At 74.4% G+C, this 20,755-nt stretch carries 20 protein-coding genes and 1 riboswitch; of the genes, 12 read left to right on the top strand and 8 right to left on the bottom strand.

Annotation, left to right across the window (positions count from 1 at the left end):
• Positions 1 to 20: 20 nt before the first annotated feature.
• Positions 21 to 2,354 carry an FxsB family cyclophane-forming radical SAM/SPASM peptide maturase gene (locus V6U88_RS26570; RefSeq protein ID WP_334457082.1) on the bottom strand — a complete coding sequence of 778 codons (2,334 nt, stop codon included), beginning with the start codon at positions 2,352 to 2,354 and terminating at the stop codon, positions 21 to 23.
• Positions 2,355 to 2,612: 258 nt separating this feature from the next.
• Complete coding sequence (locus tag V6U88_RS26565) at positions 2,613 to 3,515, bottom strand: DUF4231 domain-containing protein (RefSeq protein ID WP_334457080.1); 903 nt, start codon at positions 3,513 to 3,515, stop codon at positions 2,613 to 2,615.
• 247 nt (positions 3,516 to 3,762) lie between these two features.
• Here V6U88_RS26565 and V6U88_RS26560 point away from each other — a divergent pair, with 247 nt between their 5' ends.
• Genes V6U88_RS26560 through V6U88_RS26545 form a run of 4 tightly spaced genes read left to right on the top strand, consistent with a single transcriptional unit; the run spans position 3,763 to position 6,858 of the window.
• Entirely contained in the window at positions 3,763 to 4,182 is a 420-nt protein-coding gene (locus tag V6U88_RS26560) for a TOBE domain-containing protein (protein ID WP_334457078.1), read from the top strand.
• 8 nt (positions 4,183 to 4,190) lie between these two features.
• Positions 4,191 to 4,967, top strand: coding sequence for a molybdate ABC transporter substrate-binding protein (modA, locus tag V6U88_RS26555; protein WP_334457111.1), 777 nt, complete (start codon positions 4,191 to 4,193; stop codon positions 4,965 to 4,967).
• The gene (locus tag V6U88_RS26550) at positions 4,964 to 5,791 is read left to right on the top strand and encodes an ABC transporter permease (protein WP_334457076.1); all 828 of its coding nucleotides are present in this window, start codon (positions 4,964 to 4,966) and stop codon (positions 5,789 to 5,791) included. Before modA ends, V6U88_RS26550 begins: the two co-directional genes overlap by 4 nt.
• Positions 5,788 to 6,858 carry an ABC transporter ATP-binding protein gene (locus V6U88_RS26545; RefSeq protein WP_442934701.1) on the top strand — a complete coding sequence of 357 codons (1,071 nt, stop codon included), beginning with the start codon at positions 5,788 to 5,790 and terminating at the stop codon, positions 6,856 to 6,858. The genes V6U88_RS26550 and V6U88_RS26545 overlap by 4 nt, the downstream gene beginning before the upstream one ends.
• 34 nt (positions 6,859 to 6,892) lie before the next feature.
• On the opposite strand, the gene V6U88_RS26540 is transcribed toward V6U88_RS26545, so the two are convergent.
• Complete coding sequence (locus tag V6U88_RS26540; RefSeq protein ID WP_334457074.1) at positions 6,893 to 8,176, bottom strand: cation:proton antiporter; 1,284 nt, start codon at positions 8,174 to 8,176, stop codon at positions 6,893 to 6,895.
• Between the two features lie 140 nt (positions 8,177 to 8,316).
• A complete protein-coding gene (gene nhaA / locus V6U88_RS26535; protein ID WP_334457071.1) occupies positions 8,317 to 9,645 on the bottom strand; it encodes a Na+/H+ antiporter NhaA in 1,329 nt (442 codons plus the stop codon).
• A gap of 297 nt (positions 9,646 to 9,942) precedes the next feature.
• On the opposite strand from nhaA, the gene V6U88_RS26530 reads away from it, so the two are divergent.
• A complete protein-coding gene (locus tag V6U88_RS26530) occupies positions 9,943 to 10,596 on the top strand; it encodes a universal stress protein (RefSeq protein ID WP_334457067.1) in 654 nt (217 codons plus the stop codon).
• Positions 10,597 to 10,737: 141 nt separating this feature from the next.
• Here the strand turns inward: V6U88_RS26530 and V6U88_RS26525 are convergent, their stop codons facing one another.
• Positions 10,738 to 11,409 (bottom strand): transglycosylase family protein, encoded by a 672-nt coding sequence (locus V6U88_RS26525; protein ID WP_334457065.1) that lies wholly within the window; start codon positions 11,407 to 11,409, stop codon positions 10,738 to 10,740.
• A riboswitch (cyclic di-AMP (ydaO/yuaA leader) is annotated at positions 11,408 to 11,580 on the bottom strand. Its footprint overlaps the gene before it by 2 nt.
• 442 nt (positions 11,581 to 12,022) lie before the next feature.
• On the opposite strand from V6U88_RS26525, the gene V6U88_RS26520 reads away from it, so the two are divergent.
• Both V6U88_RS26520 and V6U88_RS26515 read left to right on the top strand, forming a co-directional pair.
• On the top strand, positions 12,023 to 12,148 hold the full coding sequence (locus tag V6U88_RS26520) for a hypothetical protein (protein WP_334457063.1): 126 nt from the start codon (positions 12,023 to 12,025) through the stop codon (positions 12,146 to 12,148).
• 1 nt (position 12,149) lies between these two features.
• On the top strand, positions 12,150 to 13,034 hold the full coding sequence (locus tag V6U88_RS26515) for a peptidoglycan-binding protein (protein WP_334457061.1): 885 nt from the start codon (positions 12,150 to 12,152) through the stop codon (positions 13,032 to 13,034).
• 52 nt (positions 13,035 to 13,086) lie between these two features.
• Here the strand turns inward: V6U88_RS26515 and htpG are convergent, their stop codons facing one another.
• Positions 13,087 to 14,973 (bottom strand): molecular chaperone HtpG, encoded by a 1,887-nt coding sequence (gene htpG / locus V6U88_RS26510; RefSeq protein ID WP_334457059.1) that lies wholly within the window; start codon positions 14,971 to 14,973, stop codon positions 13,087 to 13,089.
• Positions 14,974 to 15,053: 80 nt separating this feature from the next.
• Positions 15,054 to 15,725, bottom strand: coding sequence for a class I SAM-dependent DNA methyltransferase (locus V6U88_RS26505; protein ID WP_334457056.1), 672 nt, complete (start codon positions 15,723 to 15,725; stop codon positions 15,054 to 15,056).
• Positions 15,726 to 15,905: 180 nt separating this feature from the next.
• Here V6U88_RS26505 and smpB point away from each other — a divergent pair, with 180 nt between their 5' ends.
• The 5 genes from smpB to V6U88_RS26480 all read left to right on the top strand — a co-directional run bounded on the left by smpB (position 15,906) and on the right by V6U88_RS26480 (position 20,208).
• Positions 15,906 to 16,388: an SsrA-binding protein SmpB gene (gene smpB / locus V6U88_RS26500; RefSeq protein ID WP_334457054.1), complete on the top strand. Its 483-nt coding sequence runs from the start codon at positions 15,906 to 15,908 to the stop codon at positions 16,386 to 16,388.
• A 77-nt stretch (positions 16,389 to 16,465) separates the two neighbouring features.
• Positions 16,466 to 17,041, top strand: coding sequence for an ArsR/SmtB family transcription factor (locus tag V6U88_RS26495; RefSeq protein ID WP_334457053.1), 576 nt, complete (start codon positions 16,466 to 16,468; stop codon positions 17,039 to 17,041).
• Positions 17,038 to 18,309: an MFS transporter gene (locus tag V6U88_RS26490; protein ID WP_334457052.1), complete on the top strand. Its 1,272-nt coding sequence runs from the start codon at positions 17,038 to 17,040 to the stop codon at positions 18,307 to 18,309. The genes V6U88_RS26495 and V6U88_RS26490 overlap by 4 nt, the downstream gene beginning before the upstream one ends.
• A gap of 115 nt (positions 18,310 to 18,424) precedes the next feature.
• Positions 18,425 to 19,249, top strand: coding sequence for an MEDS domain-containing protein (locus V6U88_RS26485; protein WP_334457051.1), 825 nt, complete (start codon positions 18,425 to 18,427; stop codon positions 19,247 to 19,249).
• Positions 19,246 to 20,208, top strand: a complete 963-nt coding sequence (locus V6U88_RS26480; RefSeq protein ID WP_334457050.1) for an anti-sigma factor RsbA family regulatory protein — start codon at positions 19,246 to 19,248, stop codon at positions 20,206 to 20,208. Before V6U88_RS26485 ends, V6U88_RS26480 begins: the two co-directional genes overlap by 4 nt.
• A 70-nt stretch (positions 20,209 to 20,278) precedes the next feature.
• Here the strand turns inward: V6U88_RS26480 and V6U88_RS26475 are convergent, their stop codons facing one another.
• Entirely contained in the window at positions 20,279 to 20,692 is a 414-nt protein-coding gene (locus V6U88_RS26475) for a type II toxin-antitoxin system Phd/YefM family antitoxin (RefSeq protein WP_334457049.1), read from the bottom strand.
• Between the last annotated feature and the right edge of the window lie 63 nt (positions 20,693 to 20,755).

The following is a 20,755-nucleotide window of genomic DNA, read 5'->3' as shown; positions in this document are numbered from 1 at the left end:
CAGCTCGGCGGCATCGGGGGTCACGACCAGCTGTCCAGCGTGCCGCGCATCCGCTGCGCGAACCGCTCGCCGGCGGCGGTCAGCGCGCCGAGGTCGAGCAGCGCGCCGAGCGCGCCGTCGGTCCAGTCGCGGTAGCGGCGGTAGGCGGCCGCCGCCACGCCGCCGGGCCGGCGACGCCAGACGTCGGCCACGGCCAGGTGCGCGTACGTGCCGTGCAGGACGCCCTCCACCGGTCGGGGGTCCGCCCGCCACGGCACGTTCAGCCGGCGCCGGTCGTGGCGGTCGAACAGGTCGCACACGTCCAGCACCGCGTGCAGCTTGAGGTGCTGCACCTCGTGCACCAGCAGCACCGCGAGCGCCGCGTCGTCCGGGGCCGGCGCGACGGCGACCGCCCCGAAGGCGGCCCCGGCGGCGGCGCTGCGCTGCATCCCACCCTCGTCGGGCCGCAGCGGCACCACCGCGCGCAGCAGCGTCCGCAGGCCCGGGGAGTAGCCGCCGGCCTCGACGTCGACGCGGCACAGCGCCCGGGCCAGCTGCCGGGTCCACCCGTCGGCGGCGGCGGCCGGCAGCCGGGCCGCGACGGGCAGGTCGAAGCAGTCCCGGTACGGGTCGGTGTCCTCCAGCAGGACGTGGTACCCGTCGGCGGTGGCCGCCCGCACCGGCCACCAGCCGTCCGGGGCGCCCGGCCGGTCGGGCCGCACGGTGAGCCGACGCCGGCCGAGGCGGGTCGTGACACCGCCGTCGTGGATGGCCAGCGTGGCCGTCCGGTCGTCGGCGTCGCCGGTCAGCGCGCCGAGCGTGGGCAGGCTGATCATCCCGTCGCGCACCGGCACGGTCAGCTCGACGTCGGCTCCGGCGCGGATCGCGGCGGCGGCCGCCACGCACGCCAGGTACGACAGGTCAGCCGTCGCGTCGTCGCGGCAGCGCTGCGCCCACCGGCGGACGAACGGATGCTCCAGCACGGCGCACACGGCGTCCGGCGCGGTGAGGTCGAGGTCGACCAGCACCTGCCAGCCGGCGGCGGCCGGCTCGTCCTGCGCCACCCGGGAGCTGAGGTCGACCAGGAGCGCGCGCACCAGCCCGAGGTGGACCGAGGCGAGGTGGCGGGCGGACTCCACGGTGCCGTAGCCGGAGCCGAGGTCGTCGAGGACCGTCGGGCTCAGCGAGTCGGTGGGCTGGCGCTGGGCCGGTACGTCGGTGGGGGTCATCGCGTGGATCAGTTCCTTCAGGTCCGCGCAGTACGCCGAGGGGTTGTCGAACCCGGTGCCGGGCCGGTACCGGTGGGCGAACAGCCCGCCCCCGCACTGCCGCACCACCGCGCAGGCGCGGCAGGTGGCGCAGAGACCGGCCAGCCCGGTCTGCCGGATGGCGATCATCGGGTGGGCGGCGGCGTCGTCGACCCGGTGGCGGAAGACGTCCAGGCCGGTGGCCGGGGCGCCGTCGTACGCCGACTTGAGGGAGTCGACCTGCTCGAAGGTCCCGTCCGTCTCGATGACCACCAGGTCGGCGAAGCCCAGCCCGACCGCCTCGGTGCGGCTGGTGCCGCCGGAGGCGGTGGAGAGCAGGGACTCCAGCAGCCGGATCGGCACCGGCCGCCCGTCGGCCAGCCAGCGCCGGTGGACCGCGAGCAGCCAGTCGGCGTACGGGGTGGGTACCCCGTCGGGACGGGCCGGGGGGCGCTCCCAGTTGGCGTGCGGAAGCAGGAAGTCGATCTGCGGCGGCTCCTGGGCGAGCAGCGCCTGGTAGACGGCGACCGGGTCGTTGGCCAGGTCGATGGTGCAGAGGATGCCCGCGTAGCTGGACCGGTATTCGGGGCGGCGCAGCAGCGCCAGCCCGCGCAGCACGGCGGCGTGGCTGCTCTGGCCGCTGGCGTAGCGCCGGTGCAGGTCGTTGGCGGCCAGGTCGCCGTCGAGGGAGATGCCGACCTTGACGTCGTACGCGACGAGCACGTCGCAGATCCGCGGGGTGAGCAGCACGCCGTTGGACTGCATCCGCAGGTCGAGCCGGGCCACCGGCTCGACCTGCCGGCGCAGCTCGGCGGCGGTGGCGGCCAGGCCGTCCGCGCCGGCCAGCAGCGGCTCGCCGCCGTGCAGCACGACGCGGACGGTGTCGAGCCCGTGCGCGGCGGCGTGCTCCGCGATCCGGTGCGCCGCCTGCTCCAGTGTGGACGCCGCCATCACGTGCGGCTGACGGCGCCAGGACTGGTCGGGATGCTGGTAGACGTAGCAGTGGTCGCAGGCGAGGTCGCAGCGGCTGGTCAGCTTGAGCACGTACTGACTCAGCGGGCTGACCCGCCCGGTCGGCTTCCGGCCCGGCCCGCCGGCGTCAGATCGAAGAGCCGAAGCCTGCGACATCGACGCCGGTAGGGCGATCCACCCTGCGGTCGTGGGTGCGGGCGACGGCGCGCGCCCGGGAGAGGGAGATCTGGCCGAGCGGCGTGTGCCGCAGGTCGTGAAGTGGTGGCGAGGGCGGGGTCGAGGTCGGGGTCGGTTCGGGACGGACTGCGATGCGATCCACGTCGGTTCCCCCAGTTACGTTGATGGGCGGTCGACATCCACGGCAGTGACGGTCAACGACACCATCGAAGATAATATATTGCACGGGCTGTGATGTCACTGCTGCGCTGCGCCATCTTCTTCGATCATCTTCGCCATCCAGCCCTCGTTCGAGACCGAGATGATCCGCTCGGCCTCGGCGACGAACGCGTCGTCGTCGGTCCAGCCGTGACCGGTCTCGCGGGTCAGGCACAGCCGGGTGAGCTGGTCGGCCGTCCGGGCGAACTCGATCTGCTGGGCCTCGTACTGCTGCGCCGCCCCGTAGCCGACCAGGGCGGTCGTCGCGGTCGCCGCGACGCCGAGCCACGCGGTCAGGCCCAGGCCGTCGCCGAGCACCCCGACGGTCGCGGCGAGCAGGGCGCTGGCCACCGTCACCGCCGTCGCGGCCCACCGGATCCGCGCCGCCAGCCGCGCCATCCGCTCCGCCATCGGCGCGTAGTAGCCGGCCACCTGCCCCCGTACCCGGGAGGTGAGGTAGCTGGGGACGTCGCGCACGTCCGGCAGCGGCCGGGCGACCGGCGCGACGCCGAGGGTGTGCGCGACCAGGTCACCGGCGTCGTCCAGCACGGTGTCGGCGCGCCGCAGCAGCACCCGGTCGCGGTCCGCGCCGGCGAACGGCGCCACCCCGGCCAGGTAGCGGTGGACGTCGGCCTTCAGCGCCTCGGAGACCGACCGCAGCCGGGTCCACGCGTGCACCGAGTCCCGCGAGGTCCACCGCGCCGCCACCGGGACCAGCAGCAGCGCGGCGCCGGCGAGGATCGCCAGGCACCGGCTGGCCGTCCGGTGCGGGTCGCCGAGCTGGGTGGCCAGCGAGCCGGCGACGGCGGCGCCGATGGTGAGGGCGGCGACGGTGCGACGGGCGCGCGCGACCCGGCGCTTCTCGGCCGTCGCGGCCTGCGACCAGACACTCTGCCGCTGCCAGACCGTGGTGACCGCCGCCGACGCATCGAAGTTCGCCACGCCCGCATGGTAGGCGAGCCATGCCCGCACCCCGGGACATCAGACGGTTGGGCGCACGGGCGATCGCGGTGCGCCGGCCCGGCAACCGGCGAGCTTCACGCCGGGCGCCGCCGCGCTCGGCGTCGGGCGGCGCCCGCCCGGCTCGCCGGCCGCACCGCAGATGCGGCCGTCAGCCCGCCAGCATCCTCGGGTACGCGAGGGAAGTCGCCACTTCCGCCACGCAGACGCGAGTCGCTAGGGTGACCGGGTGACCGTGTTCCGGATCAGCGAGGCCGCCGAACTGCTCGGCGTCAGCACCGACACCGTGCGGCGCTGGGTGGACGCCGGGCGCCTCGCGGCGACCCGGGACGAGCACGGCCACCGGCTGGTCGACGGCGTCGAGCTGGCCGGCTTCGTGCGGGCCCAGGCCGCCGAGCCGGACGGGCGCGCCGAGTTCTCCTCGGCCCGCAACCGGCTGCGCGGCATCGTCACCGCCGTCGTCCGGGACACGGTGATGGCCCAGGTCGACATCCAGGCCGGTCCGTTCCGGGTGGTCTCGCTGATGAGCCGGGAGGCGGTCGACGAGCTGGGCCTGACGGTCGGCTCGACCGCCGTCGCCGTGATCAAGTCGACCACGGTCGTGGTGGAACGGTCCGCACCGCCCGGCCCCCGCGGGAGGAACAGCTGATGACGAGGATCCGCGCGGCCCTGGCCGTCCTGCCGATGGTGGCTGCCCTGGGCCTCGCGGGCTGCGGCGACGACACCGACGACGGCGGCGCCGGCGGGATCGCCGGCCCGGTGACGGTCTTCGCCGCCGCGTCCCTGACCGGGTCCTTCACCACCCTGGGCCGGCAGTTCGAGGACGCCCACCCCGGCGTGCGGGTCACCTTCAACTTCGCGGGCAGCTCGGGGCTGGCCACCCAGATCACCCAGGGCGCCCCGGCGGACGTGTTCGCCTCGGCCAGCCCGAAGAACATGGCCACCGTCACCGACGCGGGCGCCGCCGCCGGCTCCCCCACCGTCTTCGCCCGCAACCAGCTCGTCATCGCCGTGCCGAAGGGCAACCCCGGCGGGGTCGCCGGGCTGGCCGACCTGACCCGGCCCGGCGCCAAGGTGGCGCTCTGCGCCGAGCAGGTGCCCTGCGGAGCTGCCGCCACCCGGGCGCTCGCCGAGGCCGGCGTGAGGCTGACCCCGGTGACCCTGGAGCAGGACGTCAAGGGCGCGCTGTCCAAGGTGACGCTCGGCGAGGTCGACGCGGCGCTGGTCTACCGCACCGACGTCCGGTCCGCCGCCGCCAACGTGGACGGTGTCGAGTTCCCCGAGTCCGCCCGCGCGGTCAACGACTACCCGCTGGTGGTGCTCAAGGACGCGCCGAACCCGGCCGCCGCCCGCGCCTTCGTCGACCACGTCCGCTCCGACCAGGGTCGGGCCGTGCTGACCGACGCCGGCTTCCAGCCGCCCGCCGGGTCGTGACCGCCGCACCGCACGGCCCGGCACCGCGTACCCGGCGACGGCCCGGCCGGCGGGTGCCGGTCGCGCTGCTCGTACCGGCCGGGCTGGGGCTGCTCTTCCTGGTGCTGCCGCTGGCGGGGCTGCTGGCGCGTACCCCATGGGCGACGCTGCCGCAGCGGCTGACCGCGCCGGGCGTGCTCACCGCGCTGCGACTGTCGGTGCAGTGCGCCACCCTGGCCACCCTGCTCTGCCTGGCCTGCGGCGTACCCCTGGCCTGGCTGCTGGCCCGGGCGCGGTTCCCCGGCCGGCGGGTGGTGCGCGCCCTGGTCACCGTGCCGCTGGTGCTGCCACCGGTGGTCGGCGGTGTGGCGTTGCTGCTGGTCTTCGGCCGCAACGGGCTGCTCGGGCGGTGGCTGGACGACGCCTTCGGCCTCACCCTGCCCTTCACCACCACCGGCGTCGTGCTCGCCGAGGCGTTCGTGGCGATGCCGTTCCTCATCATCGCCGTCGAGGGCGCGCTGCGCGGCGCGGACAGCCGCTACGAGGAGGCCGCGGCCACCCTCGGCGCGGGCCGGTGGACCACCTTCACCCACGTGACCCTGCCGCTGATCGCCCCCGGCGTCGCCGCCGGGGCGGTGCTCTGCTGGGCCCGGGCGCTGGGCGAGTTCGGCGCGACCATCACCTTCGCCGGCAACTATCCCGGCCGCACCCAGACCATGCCGCTGGCGGTCTACCTGGCCCTGGAGACCGACCTGGACGCCGCGATCGTGCTCAGCCTGATCCTGCTCACCGTCTCGGTGACGATCCTCGCCGGACTGCGCGACCGCTGGATCAGCAGCCCGTGACCGGCCCGCTGCTGGACGGCCACCTGGTCGTCGACCGGGGCACGTTCCGCCTGGACGTCCGGGTGAGCGTCGCCGCCGGCGAGGTGGTCGCGCTGCTCGGCCCGAACGGGGCCGGCAAGACCACCGCCCTACGCGCCCTGGCCGGCCTGCAACCGCTCACCGCCGGGCACGTCCTGCTCGACGGCGTCGACCTGGACCGGCCCGACCGGGCCCGCTGGATACCGCCGGAGCGGCGCCGGGTCGGCGTGGTCTTCCAGGACTACCTGCTCTTCCCGCACCTGAGCGCGCTGGACAACGTCGCGTTCGGCCCGCGCCGCCAGGGCCTCGACCGGCGGGCCGCCCGGGAGCAGGCGGCCGGCTGGCTGGACCGGGTCGGGCTCTCCGGGCACGCCCGGAGCCGGCCGCGGCAGCTCTCCGGCGGGCAGGCCCAGCGGGTGGCCCTGGCCCGCGCGCTCGCCGTACGCCCGAGGTTGCTCCTGCTCGACGAGCCGCTCGCGGCGCTCGACGCCCGGACCCGGCTGGACACCCGGGCCCACCTGCACCGGCACCTGGCCGACCACGACGGCGCGACGCTGCTGGTCACCCACGACCCGCTCGACGCGCTGGCCCTGGCCGACCGGCTCGTCATCGTCGAGGACGGCCGGGTGGTGCAGGAGGGGGACGCGGCCACCGTCACCGCCCGGCCGCGCACCGACTTCGTCGCCCGGCTCGTCGGGCTGAACCTCTACCGGGGCCACGCCGACGGGCACGGGGTACGCCTGGGCGACGGCTTCGTCCTGGCCACCGCCGACCGGCTCGACGGCGACGCCTTCGTGGTCTTCCGGCCCGCCGCCGTGGCCCTGCACCCGCACCGGCCCGACGGCAGCCCGCGCAACACCTGGCCGGCCACCGTCAGCGGGGTGCAGCGGCACGGGGACAACCTGCGGGTGCAGCTCACCGGCCCGGTCACCGCCGCCGCCGACGTGACCCCGGCCGCCGCCGCCCAGCTGCGCCTGGAGCCCGGGCAGCGGGTGTGGGCGGCGGTCAAGGCCAGCGAGACCCGGGCGTACCCGGCCGGAGCGGCGTAGCGGTCGGGCGGACCCGCCGCCGTGCCGGGCCGCGCTACTTCGGGCCGGCCTGGTCGTCCCCGGCGGACCGGGACTCGACCGCCTCGCCGGGCGGTGCCGTCGGCGCGGTCGACCGGCGGGTTCCCCGGACCCGGCGCAGCACGCCGTACCAGGCCGGGGCCTCCCGGGCCTCGTCGAAGGCCCGGGCGATCACGACGTCGGTGGAGGAGTGCGCCAGGATCGAGACGACGATGGTCAGGGCCACCAGGTGGAACACCTCGTCCGCGGCGGGGATGCCGGACTCCAGCACCAGCAGTCCGTAGACCACCGAGGCGAACCCCTTCGGGCCGAACCACATGGCGGCGGCCTGCTCCCGAGGGCTCAGCCCGGAGCGCAGGAAGGAGATCCACAGCGCGACCGGACGGGCGACCACGATGGCCAGGATCGCGAAGACCCAGCCCGTCCAGCTGATCTCGCCGAGGAACTGCACCGAGATCAGCGCTCCGAAGACCAGCAACGCGGCCAGCTTCAGCAGCTCGGCGACGTTCTCCCCGAAGTGCTCGAACGCCGCGCGCTCGCGCGGCCCGAAGGTCGCCACGGTGATGCCGGCGGCGAACGCGGCCAGGAACAGGTTCCCGTGGGTCGCCTTGCCCAGGGCCAGCACGAGCAGGCCGATCGCCACCCCGTTCAACGGGGCGTACGCCGCCGACGCGGCCAACCAGCGGGTCCGCTCCAGCGCGATCGCCAGCAGCGGCACCAGCACACCGATCAGCAGCCCGAGCGCGAGCTCGGTGCCCAACTCCCCCAGGTGCAGGTCCTCGGAGCCGGCGGCGACGGCCAGCAGGAGCACCACGAACGGCAGGGCCAGGCCGTCGTTGACGCCGGACTCGACGTTGAGCAGGTGCCGCAGCCGGGCCGGGACCTTGTCGTTGCCGACCAGCGCGGCGGCGAACACCGGGTCGGTGGGGGCCAGGATCGCCCCGATCAGCAGTGCCTCCGGCCAGTCCAACCCGGCCACGTAGTGCGCCAGCACCGCGGTCACCAGCAGCGTCAGCGGCAGACCCCAGCCGAGCGCCCGGCCGGGCAGCCGCCACGCCGCACGCAGGTCGGCCCAGCCCACCCGCATCCCGTCGGTGAAGAGCACCGCGAACAGCGCCAGCTCCGCCAACTGCGCCACGATCGGGGAGTCCGCGCGCAGGTGCAGCACCCCGGTGGTGTCCTCGCCGAGCACGAAACCGGCGACCAGGAACAGTGCCGCCGTGGAGAGGATGGTGCGATGCGCCAGGGCCGACACGAGCACGGCGGCCAGCAGGACGGCGGCGAAGGAGAGCAGCAGCACGGGTCAGCCTCCAGGGGCAGGGGTCAGCACGGTGCCGACCAGACTTCCCGGCGCTCCACGGTTCCCGTTGATCATAACGGCCCGGCCACCCCGGGCGTCGCGATGGCCGGACGGGCACGCCCGTCCGGCCACCGCCGTGCTCACCGACCGGTGGACCGGTCGGGCTCGGATTCGTAGACGTCCGGCACGCCGTCCTGGTCGACGTCGACCCGCTCGGCCTCGTGGACCCGGCGGTAGACGCGGCTACGGGCGCGGAGGATGACGGTCGCCAGGAGCGCCGACAGCAGCGACCCGGTGAGCACGGCGACCTTGACGTGGTCGTCGCGTTCGCTGCCCAGGCCGAAGGCCAGCTCGCCGATCAGCAGCGACACCGTGAAACCGATGCCGCCGAGCAGTGCCAGGCCCAGCACGTCGAGCCAGTTGAGGCCTTCGTCGGGGGTCGCACGGGTGAAGCGGGACACCAGCCAGGTGGCCACCACGATGCCGATCGGCTTGCCGACGACCAGGCCGACCACGATGCCGATCGCAACCCGGTCGCTCAGCGAGGTGACCAGGCCGGAGAGACCGCCGACGGTGACGCCGGCGGAGAGGAACGCGAAGATCGGTACGGCGATCCCGGCGGAGATCGGCCGGAACAGGTGCTCGAAGTGCTCGGCCAGGCCGGGGCCGGCGTCCGGGTCACCGGCGTCCGCGCGGCGGATCACCGGGACGGTGAAGGCCAGCAGCACTCCCGCCACGGTGGCGTGCACCCCGGATTCGTGCACCAGCGTCCAGGTCACCGCCGCCAGCGGCAGCAGCAGCCACCAGGAGCGGACCCGACGCTGCACCAGCAGGGCGAAGATCGCCAGCGGGACCACCGCCCCCAGCAACGGGACCACCGAGAGGTCGGCGGTGTAGAAGACGGCGATGATGACGATCGCCATCAGGTCGTCGACGACGGCGAGGGTGAGCAGGAAGGTGCGCAGCGCCGACGGGAGGCACCGACCGACCACGGCGAGCACGGCGAGGGCGAACGCGATGTCGGTGGCCGTCGGAATGGCCCAGCCCTTGCCGGCGCCGGGGCCCGCGCCGGCGGCGATCAGGTAGTACAGCACGGCGGGTACGATCACCCCGCCCACGGCCGCGGCGACCGGCACGGCGGCGCGGTGCGGATCGCGCAGGTCACCGGCGACGAACTCCCGCTTGAGTTCGAGCCCGGCGACGAAGAAGAAGATGGCGAGCAGGCCGTCGGCCGCCCAGGTGGCGAGGCTGAGGTCGAGGTGCAGCGCGGACGGGCCGACCGTCAGGTCGCGCACCCACCGGTAGCCCTCCGCCCAGGGCGAATTCGACCAGATCAACGCCAGCAGCGCCCCGGTGAGCAGCAGCGCGCCGCCCACGGTCTCCTTACGGAGGATGGCGGAGATGCGGCTGGTCTCGCCCCACGAGTGTCGGGCGAACAGGCTGGTACGGCGCCGGGTGGCGTCGGTCACGGAAACTCCTCGTCGGCAGGGGTCGCGTCATCCATCGCCGACCAGACTTCCCGGCACACCTGGGCCAACCCTATCCGCCGCCGCGGCGGACACATCGACCGTCGCGACGGCCCGCGCTCGTGGTCCGGCGCGGTGACTGTCCTGGTACCCGACGGCCGCCCGACGAATCATGCCGGGTGGTCCAGCCCGTCGCCGCGCGCCAGCCGGCGAGAAGAGTGACCCGAGTCGACGAGTCATGCGCATCCTCCCCGGCCGGGAGCGGCGGCTTACCCGGGGGCGGGTCGGGTATGCACGCGCGTGGACCAGTGGTGGTGGGTGCTCCTCGCGGTGGTGGTCTGGCTGGCGACCGGCCTGCTGACCGCGGCCGTCTTCGTCACCCGCGGTGGGCACCGCAACCTGCTCTGGTACCTGGTCGGGGGCCTGCTGGGGCCGCTCTTCGTACCCATCGCGGTAGAGCGTGGCCGGGCGGGTACCCGGCGGGTCGAGGTGCGGTCCCGGCCGCCCGCGCCGACCGGGACGGGACTGCGGGTCCTCGTCGGCGTGGACGGCTCCCCGGACTCCGACCGGGCCCTGCGCGCCGTCGTGCGCGCGCTGGGCGGCACCGCCAGCGAACTGGTGCTGGTCGCGGTGACCAGCCCGGACCTGGTCGACGTCGAGGCGACCGAGGAGGACCGCCGGATCCGCCGGATGCTCGACGACCGGGCGGACGCGCTGCCGGCGGAGTTGCCGCAGCCGAGCATCGAGGTGGTCGTCGGTCATCCGGCCGACGGGCTGCTGGCGGTGGCCGAGGCCCGCGACGTCGACCTGCTGGTCGTGGGTCGGGGCGGTCACGGGCTCGGCGAGCGACTGCTCGGCAGCGTCGCCGAGGACCTGGCGCACCGTTCTCCCCGCGCCGTGCTGCTCGGCAGCCTGCCCGACCGGGCCGGGTCACCTCCGGCCCGGGACGGTTGAACCGGGCGCGACGAGCACGCCGGCGACCGTCGCCGGGCCGGCGCGGACCCGTGAGCGCCCGGCCGCGGGCGGCGGCCGGGCGCTCACGTGTTCGGGTGTGACCTGCCCGTCCGGCCCCCTGCGGGGCCGGACGGGACGGGATCAGAGGGCGAGCTTCTGACCCGGGAAGATCAGGCCCGGGTCGGCGCCGACGACACCCTTGTTGCGCTCGTACAGCGGGCGCCAGCCACCGGCCAGGCCCCGGGCGTCGGCGATCTTCGACAGCGTGTCGCCCGGCTTGACGACGTGGACCTTGCCCGTGCCGGCCGGCGCGCTGCGCCGCTGGCTGCGGCTGCTGGGCTGTTCCCCACGCGACGAGCGCTCCTTGGTGGTGGCCCGCGTGGCGCGCCGCTCCGACTTCTGCGACTTCTGCGACTTCTCGGAGCTGCCGGCGTAGCTCTTGGTGGAGCCGCCCTTCTTGCCGCAGGTCGGCCAGGCGCCGATGCCCTGACCGTCGAGCACCTTCTCGGCGATGGCGATCTGCTCGCCCCGGCTGGCCAGGTCGGCGCGGGAGGCGTACTTCTTGCCGCCGTAGCCGGACCAGGTGCTCTGCGAGAACTGCAGGCCGCCGTAGTAGCCGTTGCCGGTGTTGATGTGCCAGTTGCCGCCGGACTCGCACTGGGCGATCGCGTCCCAGTTGACGCTGGCGGCGCTCGCCGGCGACGCCGGTGCCAGCACGGCGGCGACTCCGGTGACCGCACCGACGGCGAGCGTGCCGAGGGCGATGCGGCGCGAGCTGACCCGTCGGTGACGGGCGGTGTATTCAGTTGCCATGTGGATTCCTCCACGCCGACGAGGTGAGCTGTCGGGTTCGGGCCGAGGAGCCCGGCCGCCGTGGCGGCTTCACCCCGAGGTGACGTGCACCGAGGAACGTGTGGGTCCCCCGCTCCATGCCCGGTGACAAGGTCCCAGCGGCCGGCGGCATGGATTAGGCGTTACCGGCCGTGGTGTCCGCGATCGCGAACACCAACGACGTTAGGAACCGTTTCGGCGGATTGCCCACCTCTTGTGAAGTTCTTCACCCGGCTGAGCGACGGCGCCGTGCTTCGAGTTGCGGGTTGGTCGGCGGTGCTCTACAAGGGCCGGTCGGGAACCTGTCACGACTGGGCCGAAAGCCTCGCTCCGAGCGGCGGATCAGGTGCCGTCCCCTCGCCGTTTTCGCTGGTCAGGCGGCCTCGATCGGTGGCCCGCGCCGCTGGACGGTCAGCGTTGCCGCTGATTGGCGACTCATGTCTGGGCAGCCCGGCCGCCGACTCGGACGGTAGGGAGCAGAGCGCGGCCGCGGCGCCGACGCGTCGGACCCGCCGGTTGCCGGGCGCCGGTGCCCTGGCCAGCACGATCCGCCCCGGTTCGCGGCGGTCGACCATCCGCGAGAGGAAGGACCTTCATGGACGCCGTAAGCATCGACACCGACTACCTCGTCGCCACCTTGGACGAGGACGACGACCCGGAGAGCCTGGCCGGCGACGAGGTCGACTTCGACCTGGCCGCCGCGCTGGAAGAGGAGGAGTGAGATGGGCGTGCACCTGGCGCCCGCGCTGCGGGTGCTGCGCGAGGAGATAGACACCCGATGGCCGCAGCGGGACCGCAAGTCCGACGGCTGGTTGGGCGACGCCAGTCACCAGGCGCGCCGCTCGGACCATAATCCGGACAGTGACGACCAGTCGGTCAACGCGGTGGACGTGGACGTCGACGGGATCGACCCGCTGCTGGTCGTCCGGCAGGCCGTCAGCCATCCGTCCACCCAGTACGTCATCTACGACCGGAAGATCTGGAGCCGTACCCGCAGCTTCCGGCCGGCCCGGTACACCGGGCCGAACCCGCACGACAAGCACCTGCACGTCAGCGTCAGCCACCAGCGGAGCCTGGAGGACAGCCGCCACCCGTGGGGCATCGCCACCGCCACGACTGCGCGGCTCGGCGACCGGTTGCTGCGCGCCGGCTGTCGGGGCGGCGACGTCCGGGAGTTGCAGGCCGTCGCCAACCGCCTCGGGGCCCGGCTGACGGCCGACGGGGTGTTCGGGCCGGCCGTGGCCGCCTGGGTACGGTCGTTCCAGACCGCCCGGAAGCTCACCGCCGACGGGGTGGTCGGCCCGCGTACCGTGGCGGCCCTGCGCGCGGCCGTCAAGCCGGCCCCGTCGGTGCCCAGCGGGCGACCGGCGACGCCGGTGTCCGAGGTCAGACCGGGCTCGCGGACGCTGCGGCGCGGCAGCAAGGGCGGGGACGTGGCCTTCGTCCAGCGGTTCGTCGGCGCGAAGCGGTGCGGCCCCGCGAGCGGCGCCTTCGACGCCAAGACCGAGGCCGGGGTGCGCTGGTACCAGGGCATGCGGGGGCTGACCGTGGACGGGGTGGTCGGCCCGGCCACCTGGGCGGCGATGGGCGTGCGGGTCGGTTCCTGACTGAGCAGGCGGCCCCGGCCCGGCGCTGCACCGGACCGGGGCCGTCGTCGCGTCAGAGGGTGCGGGCCAGCCGGTCGGCGAGGAGCCGGGCGAAGCGGGCCGGGTCGGCCAGGTCGCCGCCCTCGGCGAGCAGCGCCATGCCGTACAGCAGCTCGGCGGTCTCGGTGAGCGCCGCGGAGTCGCCACCGCGCTCGTGCGCGGCGCGCAGGCCGGTGACCAGCGGGTGGGTCGGGTTGAGTTCGAGGATGCGCAGGACCTTCGGCACCTCCTGCCCCATCGCGCGGTACATCTTCTCCAGCGTCGGGGTGATGTCGTGCGCGTCGCCGACGAGGCAGGCCGGCGAGGTGGTCAGGCGGGACGAGAGCCGCACCTCCTTGACGCTGTCGGCGAGCGCGCCGCCGAGGAAGCCGAGCAGGGCGGCGTACTCCTTGGTCTGCTGCTCCCGCTGGGTCTCGGCCTCCTCGCGTTCCTGCGCGGTGTCCAGGTCCACCTGTCCCTTGGCGATCGAGCGCAGCGGCCGGCCGTCGAACTGCGCCACCCGCTCCACCCAGACCTCGTCGACCGGGTCGGTGAGCAGCAGCACCTCGTAGCCCTTGGCGCGGAACGCCTCCATGTGCGGGGAGTTCTCCAGCGTCGCCCGGGTCTCACCGGTGGCGTAGTAGATCTCCTCCTGGCCGTCCTTCATCCGCTCGACGTAGTCGCGCAGGGTGGTCTGCTCGGCGGCGTCGTGGGTGGAGGCGACGGAGACGACGTCGAGGATCGCCTGCTGGTTGTCCGGGTCCTCCAGCAGCCCCTCCTTGACGACCCGGCCGAACTCCGACCAGAACGTCCGGTACCGCTCGGGGTGCTCGGCGCGCATCTCCTTGACGGTGGCGAGCACCTTGCGGACCAGCCGGCGGCGGACGATCTGGATCTGCCGGTCCTGCTGAAGGATCTCCCGGGAGATGTTCAGCGACAGGTCGTGCGCGTCCACCACGCCCTTGACGAAGCGCAGGTAGTTGGGCATGAGCGCGGCGCAGTCGTCCATCACGAAGACCCGCTTGACGTAGAGCTGCACTCCGCGCCGACCGTCGGCCAGGTACAGGTCGAACGGGGCGTGCGTGGGGATGAAGAGCAGCGCCTCGTACTCGAAGACGCCCTCGCCCCGCATGTGGATGGTCTCCAGCGGGTCGGCCCAGTCGTGGCTGACGTGCCGGTAGAAGTCGCGGTACTCCTCCTCGGCGACCTCGTCGCGCGGCCGGGCCCAGAGCGCCTTCATCGAGTTGAGGGTGGCCGGCTCGGCGTCCGGCGCGACCAGCCGGATCGGCCAGGCGATGAAGTCGGAGTACCGCTTGACGATCTCGCGGATCTTGCCGTGGTCGGTGTAGTCGGCGAGGTTGTCCTCGCTGTCGGCCGGCTTCAGGTGCACGGTCACCGACGTGCCCTGCGGAGCGTCCTCGACCGTCTCCACGACGTAGGTGCCCTCGCCGGTGGACTCCCAGCGGGTGCCCTCGGCCTGGCCGGCGCGCCGGGTCAGCAGGGTGACCTTGTCGGCCACCATGAACGTCGAGTAGAAGCCGACGCCGAACTGGCCGATCAGGTCCTGGGCGGCGGCCTCGCGGGACTCCTTCAGCTTGCGCAGCAGCTCGGCGGTGCCGGAGCGCGCGATGGTGCCGATCAGCGAGACGACGTCCTCGCGGGACATGCCGATGCCGTTGTCCCGCACGGTGAGGGTACGGGCCGCGGTGTCGGTCTCGATCTCGATGTGCAGGTCGGCGGTGTCGGCCGCCAGGTCCTTGTCGACGAGGGACTCCAGCCGCAGCTTGTCCAGCGCGTCGGAGGCGTTGGAGACGAGTTCCCGCAGGAAGACGTCCTTGTGCGAGTAGATCGAGTGCACCATCAACTGCAGCAGTTGACGCGTCTCGGCCTGGAACTCCAACGTCTCGGTCCGGCTGCTCACACCAACCTCCTCATCGGGTCGTCACGGGTCCCCGGGTCGGGATCCGCGGGAGAAGGATACGAGCCGTCGTGGTCGCCCGGTCACCGCCGGTCGTCACCGGGGCGGCGGGCCAGCAGGCAGGCCTGCGGCGTGGCTTCCCGCCGCCCGCCCACCTCCTGCGGCTCGCGGCACAGCCGGGCGTGCACGTCCAGCCCGGCGGCGTGCAGCAGCCGCGCCACCTGCTCGGGCCGGCGACGGTGGAAGGTGAGGGAGACCGGACGCCCCCAGATGTCGGCGCGGTGCATCGGCTCGTCGCCGACCTGGAAGGCCAGCAGCAGGTGCCCGCCGGGGGCGAGGACCCGGTGGAACTCGGCGAACGCCGCCGGCAGCCGGTCGTCCGGCAGGTGGATGACCGAGTACCAGGCGACCAGGCCGGCGAGCGCGCCGTCGGGCAGGTCGAGTTCCAGCATGGATCCCTCGGTGAAGCGCAGGTCGGGGTGGTCGCGGCGGGCCTGCGCGAGCATGCCCGGCGACAGGTCCAGGCCGGCGGCGTCCAGGCCGAGGTCGTGCAGGTGCCGGGTGATCCGTCCGGGTCCGCAGCCGACCTCCAGCACCGACCCGCCCCCGTCGGCGAGCACCAGCTCGGCGAAGGCCGCCAGCATGGCCCGCTCGAGCGGCAGGGCGGCCAGCTCGTCGCGGATGAACTCGGTGTAGTCGGCGGCCATGGTGTCGTACGAGGTGCGGGTGGCGGTGAGGAAGTCCGGCTCGGTCACGATCGCCGACCCTACCGCCCGACCGTGGCCCACCAGTGGACCTTGCGGCCCGGCCGGGTCGCATTCGTGCGTGACCTGACCGGCAGCTTCCGCAGGGTGTGGCCGTGCAACCGGTGACCCGGTCACGTCGGTGCCGGCGGTATCCTGCACCCGGTCCGCAGCCCACCACAGGAGGTCGTCGTGTCGAGGGACACGGAGCGCCGGCTCATCGCCTCCAACAAGAAGGCGCGGCACGACTACACCGTCCTCAAGACCTACGAGGCGGGGATCGTGCTGGCCGGCACCGAGGTGAAGTCGCTGCGCGAGGGGCGGGTGTCGCTGGTCGACGCGTTCGCCCAGGAGCACGACGGCGAGATCATGCTGCACGGCCTGCACATCGCCGAGTACGGCTACGGCACCTGGACCAACCACCAGCCCCGCCGGACCCGCAAGCTGCTGCTGCACCGGGTGGAGATCGCCCGGATCCTGGAGAAGCTGCGCGACGGGGGCGTGACGCTGGTGCCGCTGTCGATGTACTTCAGCAACGGCTGGGCCAAGGTCGAGCTGGGTCTGGCCCGCGGCCGCCGGTCGTACGACAAGCGGCAGGTCCTCGCCGAGCGCGACGCCAATCGGGAAATCGCCCGCGAGCTGGGCCGACGCCTCAAGGGCCGCCGCCCCGCCTGAGTCACCCGCGCCGACCGCCGCCCCGCAGTTCAACAAGACTTCTTGTACATCATTTCTTGTACGTCTAGCCTGTCGGCATGCCGGAGGACGAGTCGACACTGCACCTGACCGACCCGCGAGCCATGCGCGCCCTGGCCCACCCCACCCGCCTGCGGCTCCTCGGCGAGCTGCGGGTACGCGGCCCGCTGAGCGTCGGCATGCTCAGCGAACTCGTCGACGAGGCGGTCGGCTCGGTCAGCTACCACCTGGGCAGGCTCGCCGAGCACGGCTTCATCCGGGAGGCCCCCGAGCACGCCCGCGACCGCCGGGAACGGTGGTGGCGGGCGGCGCACGACCGCACCAACTGGGAGCCGGTCGAGGTGCTGCACGACCCGGAGCGCAAGCTCGCCTCGGACCTGCTGCGCCGGGCCGCCTTCCAGCGGTACGTCGAGCGGTTCCAGGCCTACCTCGACAGCGAGGCCACCCTCGACCCCGACTGGGTACGCGGCACCACCAGCAGCGACCAGATCATGCACCTGACCCCCGACGAGCTGATCGAGCTGCGCGCCGAACTGGCGGCGCTGGGTGCCCGCTGGCGGGCGCGCAGCGACCCCCACCGGCCCGACGCCCGCACCGTCACGCTGATCTGGCAGGCCTACCGGGGGCCGCAGTGAGCGCCGCGCCGCGCCGGTGGGGTCCGCTGCTCGGTCTGCTCGTCGGCCACACGGTCTCGCTCACCGGCAACATGCTCACCTTCATCGCCCTGCCCCTCTACGTGCTGGCCGAGACCGGCTCGCCGGCGGCGACCGGGCTGACCGGGGCGTTCGCCGCCGCGCCGGTGGTGCTCGGCGGCGCCCTCGGCGGCGTGCTGGTCGACCGGATCGGCTACCGGCGGGCCAGCGTCCTGGCCGACCTGGTCTCCGGCGCCACGGTGGCCGCGATCCCGCTGCTCGACGCGACGGTCGGTCTGCCGTTCTGGGCGCTGCTCGCGCTGGTCTTCGCCAGCGGACTCCTCGACACCCCCGGGCAGACCGCCCGGATCGCGCTGCTGCCGGAGGCGGCGACCGCCGCCCGGGTGCCGATCGAACGGGCGATCGGCTGGTTCGAGGCCACCGAACGCGGGTCCCGGCTGCTCGGCGCGCCGGTGGCCGGGCTGCTGGTCGCCACCCTCGGCGCGCTGCCGGTGCTGGCCGTGGACGCCGCCACCTTCGCCGTCTCCGCGCTGGTGGTGGCGCTGCTGGTGCCCCGCGGCATGCGCCCGGCCGCGCCGGCGCAGGAGGAGTCCGGCGGCTACTGGCGCAACTTCGCCGCCGGGGTCCGGTTCCTGGTAAGGGAGCCCCTGCTACGCGCGGTGGTGCTGCTGGTGCTGGTCACCAACTGCTTCGACGCGACCAAGAGCAGCGTCCTGCTGCCGCTGGTGGCCGAGCGCGAGCTCGGCGGGGCCACCGCGTTCGGGCTGCTGGTCGGCGCGATGGGCGGTGGCGCGCTGGCCGGCTCGCTGCTGTTCAGCGCCGTGGGTCACCGGTTGCCGCGCCGGGCCACCTTCGTCACCACCTTCGCGATCGCCGGCGGGCCGCCCTTCTGGGCCCTGGCCGCCGCGCCGCCGCTGCCGGTGATGCTCGCGGTCTTCGCGGTCTCCGGGCTCGCCGCCGGCGCCATCAACCCGCTGATCGGCGCGGTCAAGCTGGAGCGGGTGCCCGCCCACATGCGGGCCCGGGTCTACGGGGTGGTGGGCGCCGGCGCCTGGGCCGCCATGCCGCTCGGCGCGCTCGGCGCGGGCCTGGCCGCGGACCGGTTCGGCCCCACCGCCACCCTGCTCACGGTCGGCACCGCCTACGTCCTGGTCGTGCTCGTCCCGCTGCTGGGCGGACCGTGGCGGCGGATGGGCCGGCCGGCGACCGCGCCGGAGAAGCGTCCGGACCTGGCCCCCACGGCCGGCTGACTCCCGCCGGGTCGCGGTGGCCGGTACCACCAGGGCGCGGGCGCTCCTGCCCCGGCCGGCCGGGCTGCGCCGACCGGCCATCAGCGGCATAGACTCCCGGCATGAGGCGGAGAGCGTGACCAGCGGATCGGCACGCTCCGTGCCGCCGGGACACGTCTGCTGGAGCTACGACGACCCGGCGGTCTTCGACGCCCGGGCCCAGCGGTTCCTCCTCGCCGGCCTCGACGCCGGCGAACGGGTCCGCTACGTCACCGCCGAGCCGGAGGACGTCGCCGTCGCCCGGTGGCGGGACGTCCCGCGACTGCGCGCGGCGCTGGGCAGCGGCGCGGCGGAGGTCGTCTCGGTGCGCGACACCTACGGCGAGCGGCACGTCGTGGACCCGGCCGACCAGGTCGCCACCTACGCCACCCTGACCGACGCGGCGCTCGCCGACGGCCACGCCGGCCTGCGTGTGGCCGCCGACGCGACGGCGCTCGTGGTCACTGCCGAGCAGCGCGACGCCTTCGCCCGCTACGAACACCTGGTCGACCGCTTCATGCGCGCCCGGCCGATGGTCGCCGCCTGCGGCTACGACCGGCGGGCGCTCGGCGACGCGGCGATCGAGGAGCTGGCCTGCCTGCACCCGTCGGCCGACCCGGGCACCACCCTGTTCCACCTGTACGCCGGGGCCGACGACCTGGTCCTCACCGGCGAGCTGGACACCTCCAACCACGACGTCTTCGACGCGGCGCTCACCCGCGCCCACCTCGACGGAGCCCCCGGAGACCTGGTGATCCGCGCCGACGGGCTGCGCTTCGTCGACCACCGGAACCTGACGCACCTCAACCGGTACGCCGCGCGGCGCGGCGGCACCGTGACCCTGCACACCCCGCTGACCTCCGCAGCCCGGCTGGTCGAGCTGCTGGGGCTGCACCGGATCAGGGTCGAGGTGGCCCGATGAGGACCGGCGCGGCCGCGGGGCACAGCGGCTACTTCCACGAGGCCGTCTGCTACGGCTCCGACGAGGAACTGCTCGCCGTCGTGCTGCCCTTCCTCACCGGCGGGGTGGCCGCCGGCGAGCCGACGCTGGTCGCCTTCGGCGAGCGCAACACCGCCCTGGTGCGCGCGGCGCTCGGCCCCGACTCCGGGGTGTCGTACCTGGGTGGCGGTGACGTGTACGCCCGGCCGACCGCGGCGATCAGGTCGTACCGGCAGCTGCTGGCGGAGCACGTCGCCGCCGGGGCGGGGCAGATCCGCATCATCGGTGAGCTGCCCCCGTCGGCGTTCGGCCCGACCTGGGACTGGTGGGCCCGCTACGAGTCGGCGATCAACCACGCGTACGACGACTTCCCGCTCTGGAGCATGTGCGCGTACGACACCCGCAGCACCCCGGCCGCGATGCTGGCGGACGTGCTGCGCACTCACCCGCGGACGGCCACCCCGGACGGGCGGCACGTGCCGAACGAGGGCTACACCGCGCCGGAGGCGTACCTGCGGGAGAACCGGCCGATGGTGCCCGACCCGTTGCAGGCCGACGCCCCGGCCGTCGAGCTGCGCGACCCGACACCGGCGCAGGCCCGCGAGGTGGTGCACGAGGCCGGTCACGGCCGGCTGAAGGCCGACGACGTCGAGGACCTGGCCGTGGCCGTGAGCGAGGTGGTCACCAACGCGCTGCGGCACGGGCGGCCACCGGTGCGGTTCCGGCTCTGGGCCGGCGAGCACCGGATCGTGGTGAGCGTCGACGACCGCGGTGACGGGCCGAGCGACCCGTACGCGGGCCTGCTGCCCGCGCGGGGCGCGACGTCGGGTGGACTCGGGCTGTGGATCACCCACCAGTCCTGCAACCACGTCGCGATGCACCGCGGCACGGACACCTTCACGCTGCGCCTCACCGCCGGCAACCCGCACTTCACCGCCTGACGCACTTCATCGCCTGAGGTGCGGCGGCCGGCGGGTCAGTCCGCGCCGAGCCGGGCGGCGGAGGGGCGGGTCAGTCGCGCAGCAGGTCGGCGTGGACGGTGCGCAGCCGGTCGAGGGCACGGTCGCTGCCCGGCGGGACCCGCCGGTCCAGCTCGGCCCAGACCTCGGCGAGAGCGGTGGTGACCGCCCGCAGCTCGGCGGCGTGCCGGCGGGCGCCCTGCCGGTGCGCCTCCTCCAGCCGCCGGGCCCAGCCGGCGGTGACCGCGGCGAGGCGCTCGCCGTCGGCCCGCGCCTGGGCCGCGGTGCGGGCCGCGGCGGCGGGCACGATCGCGGCGACCGGACGGGAGTCGCCGTCGCGGGTGACCAGGGTGACGGTGTCGGTCAGCTCGGCCATGGCGATCAGCTGGGTGAGCCGGGTGCGCAGCTCGCGCAGCGGCAGGGAACGGGGTCGACCACTGTGGTGGGTCAGCGCGGGGGCAGCCATGCCACTCATGCTGAGACGGGGGTACGACATTTACCGTCGTGACGGTCCGGCGGGGCGACCGTG

The sequence above is a fragment of the Micromonospora sp. CPCC 205739 genome (genome assembly GCF_036906795.1).
Lineage (GTDB): Bacteria > Actinomycetota > Actinomycetes > Mycobacteriales > Micromonosporaceae > Micromonospora.
The sequence above is the reverse complement of the archived record's forward strand: the minus strand, read 5'-3'. Positions and strand labels throughout refer to the sequence as shown.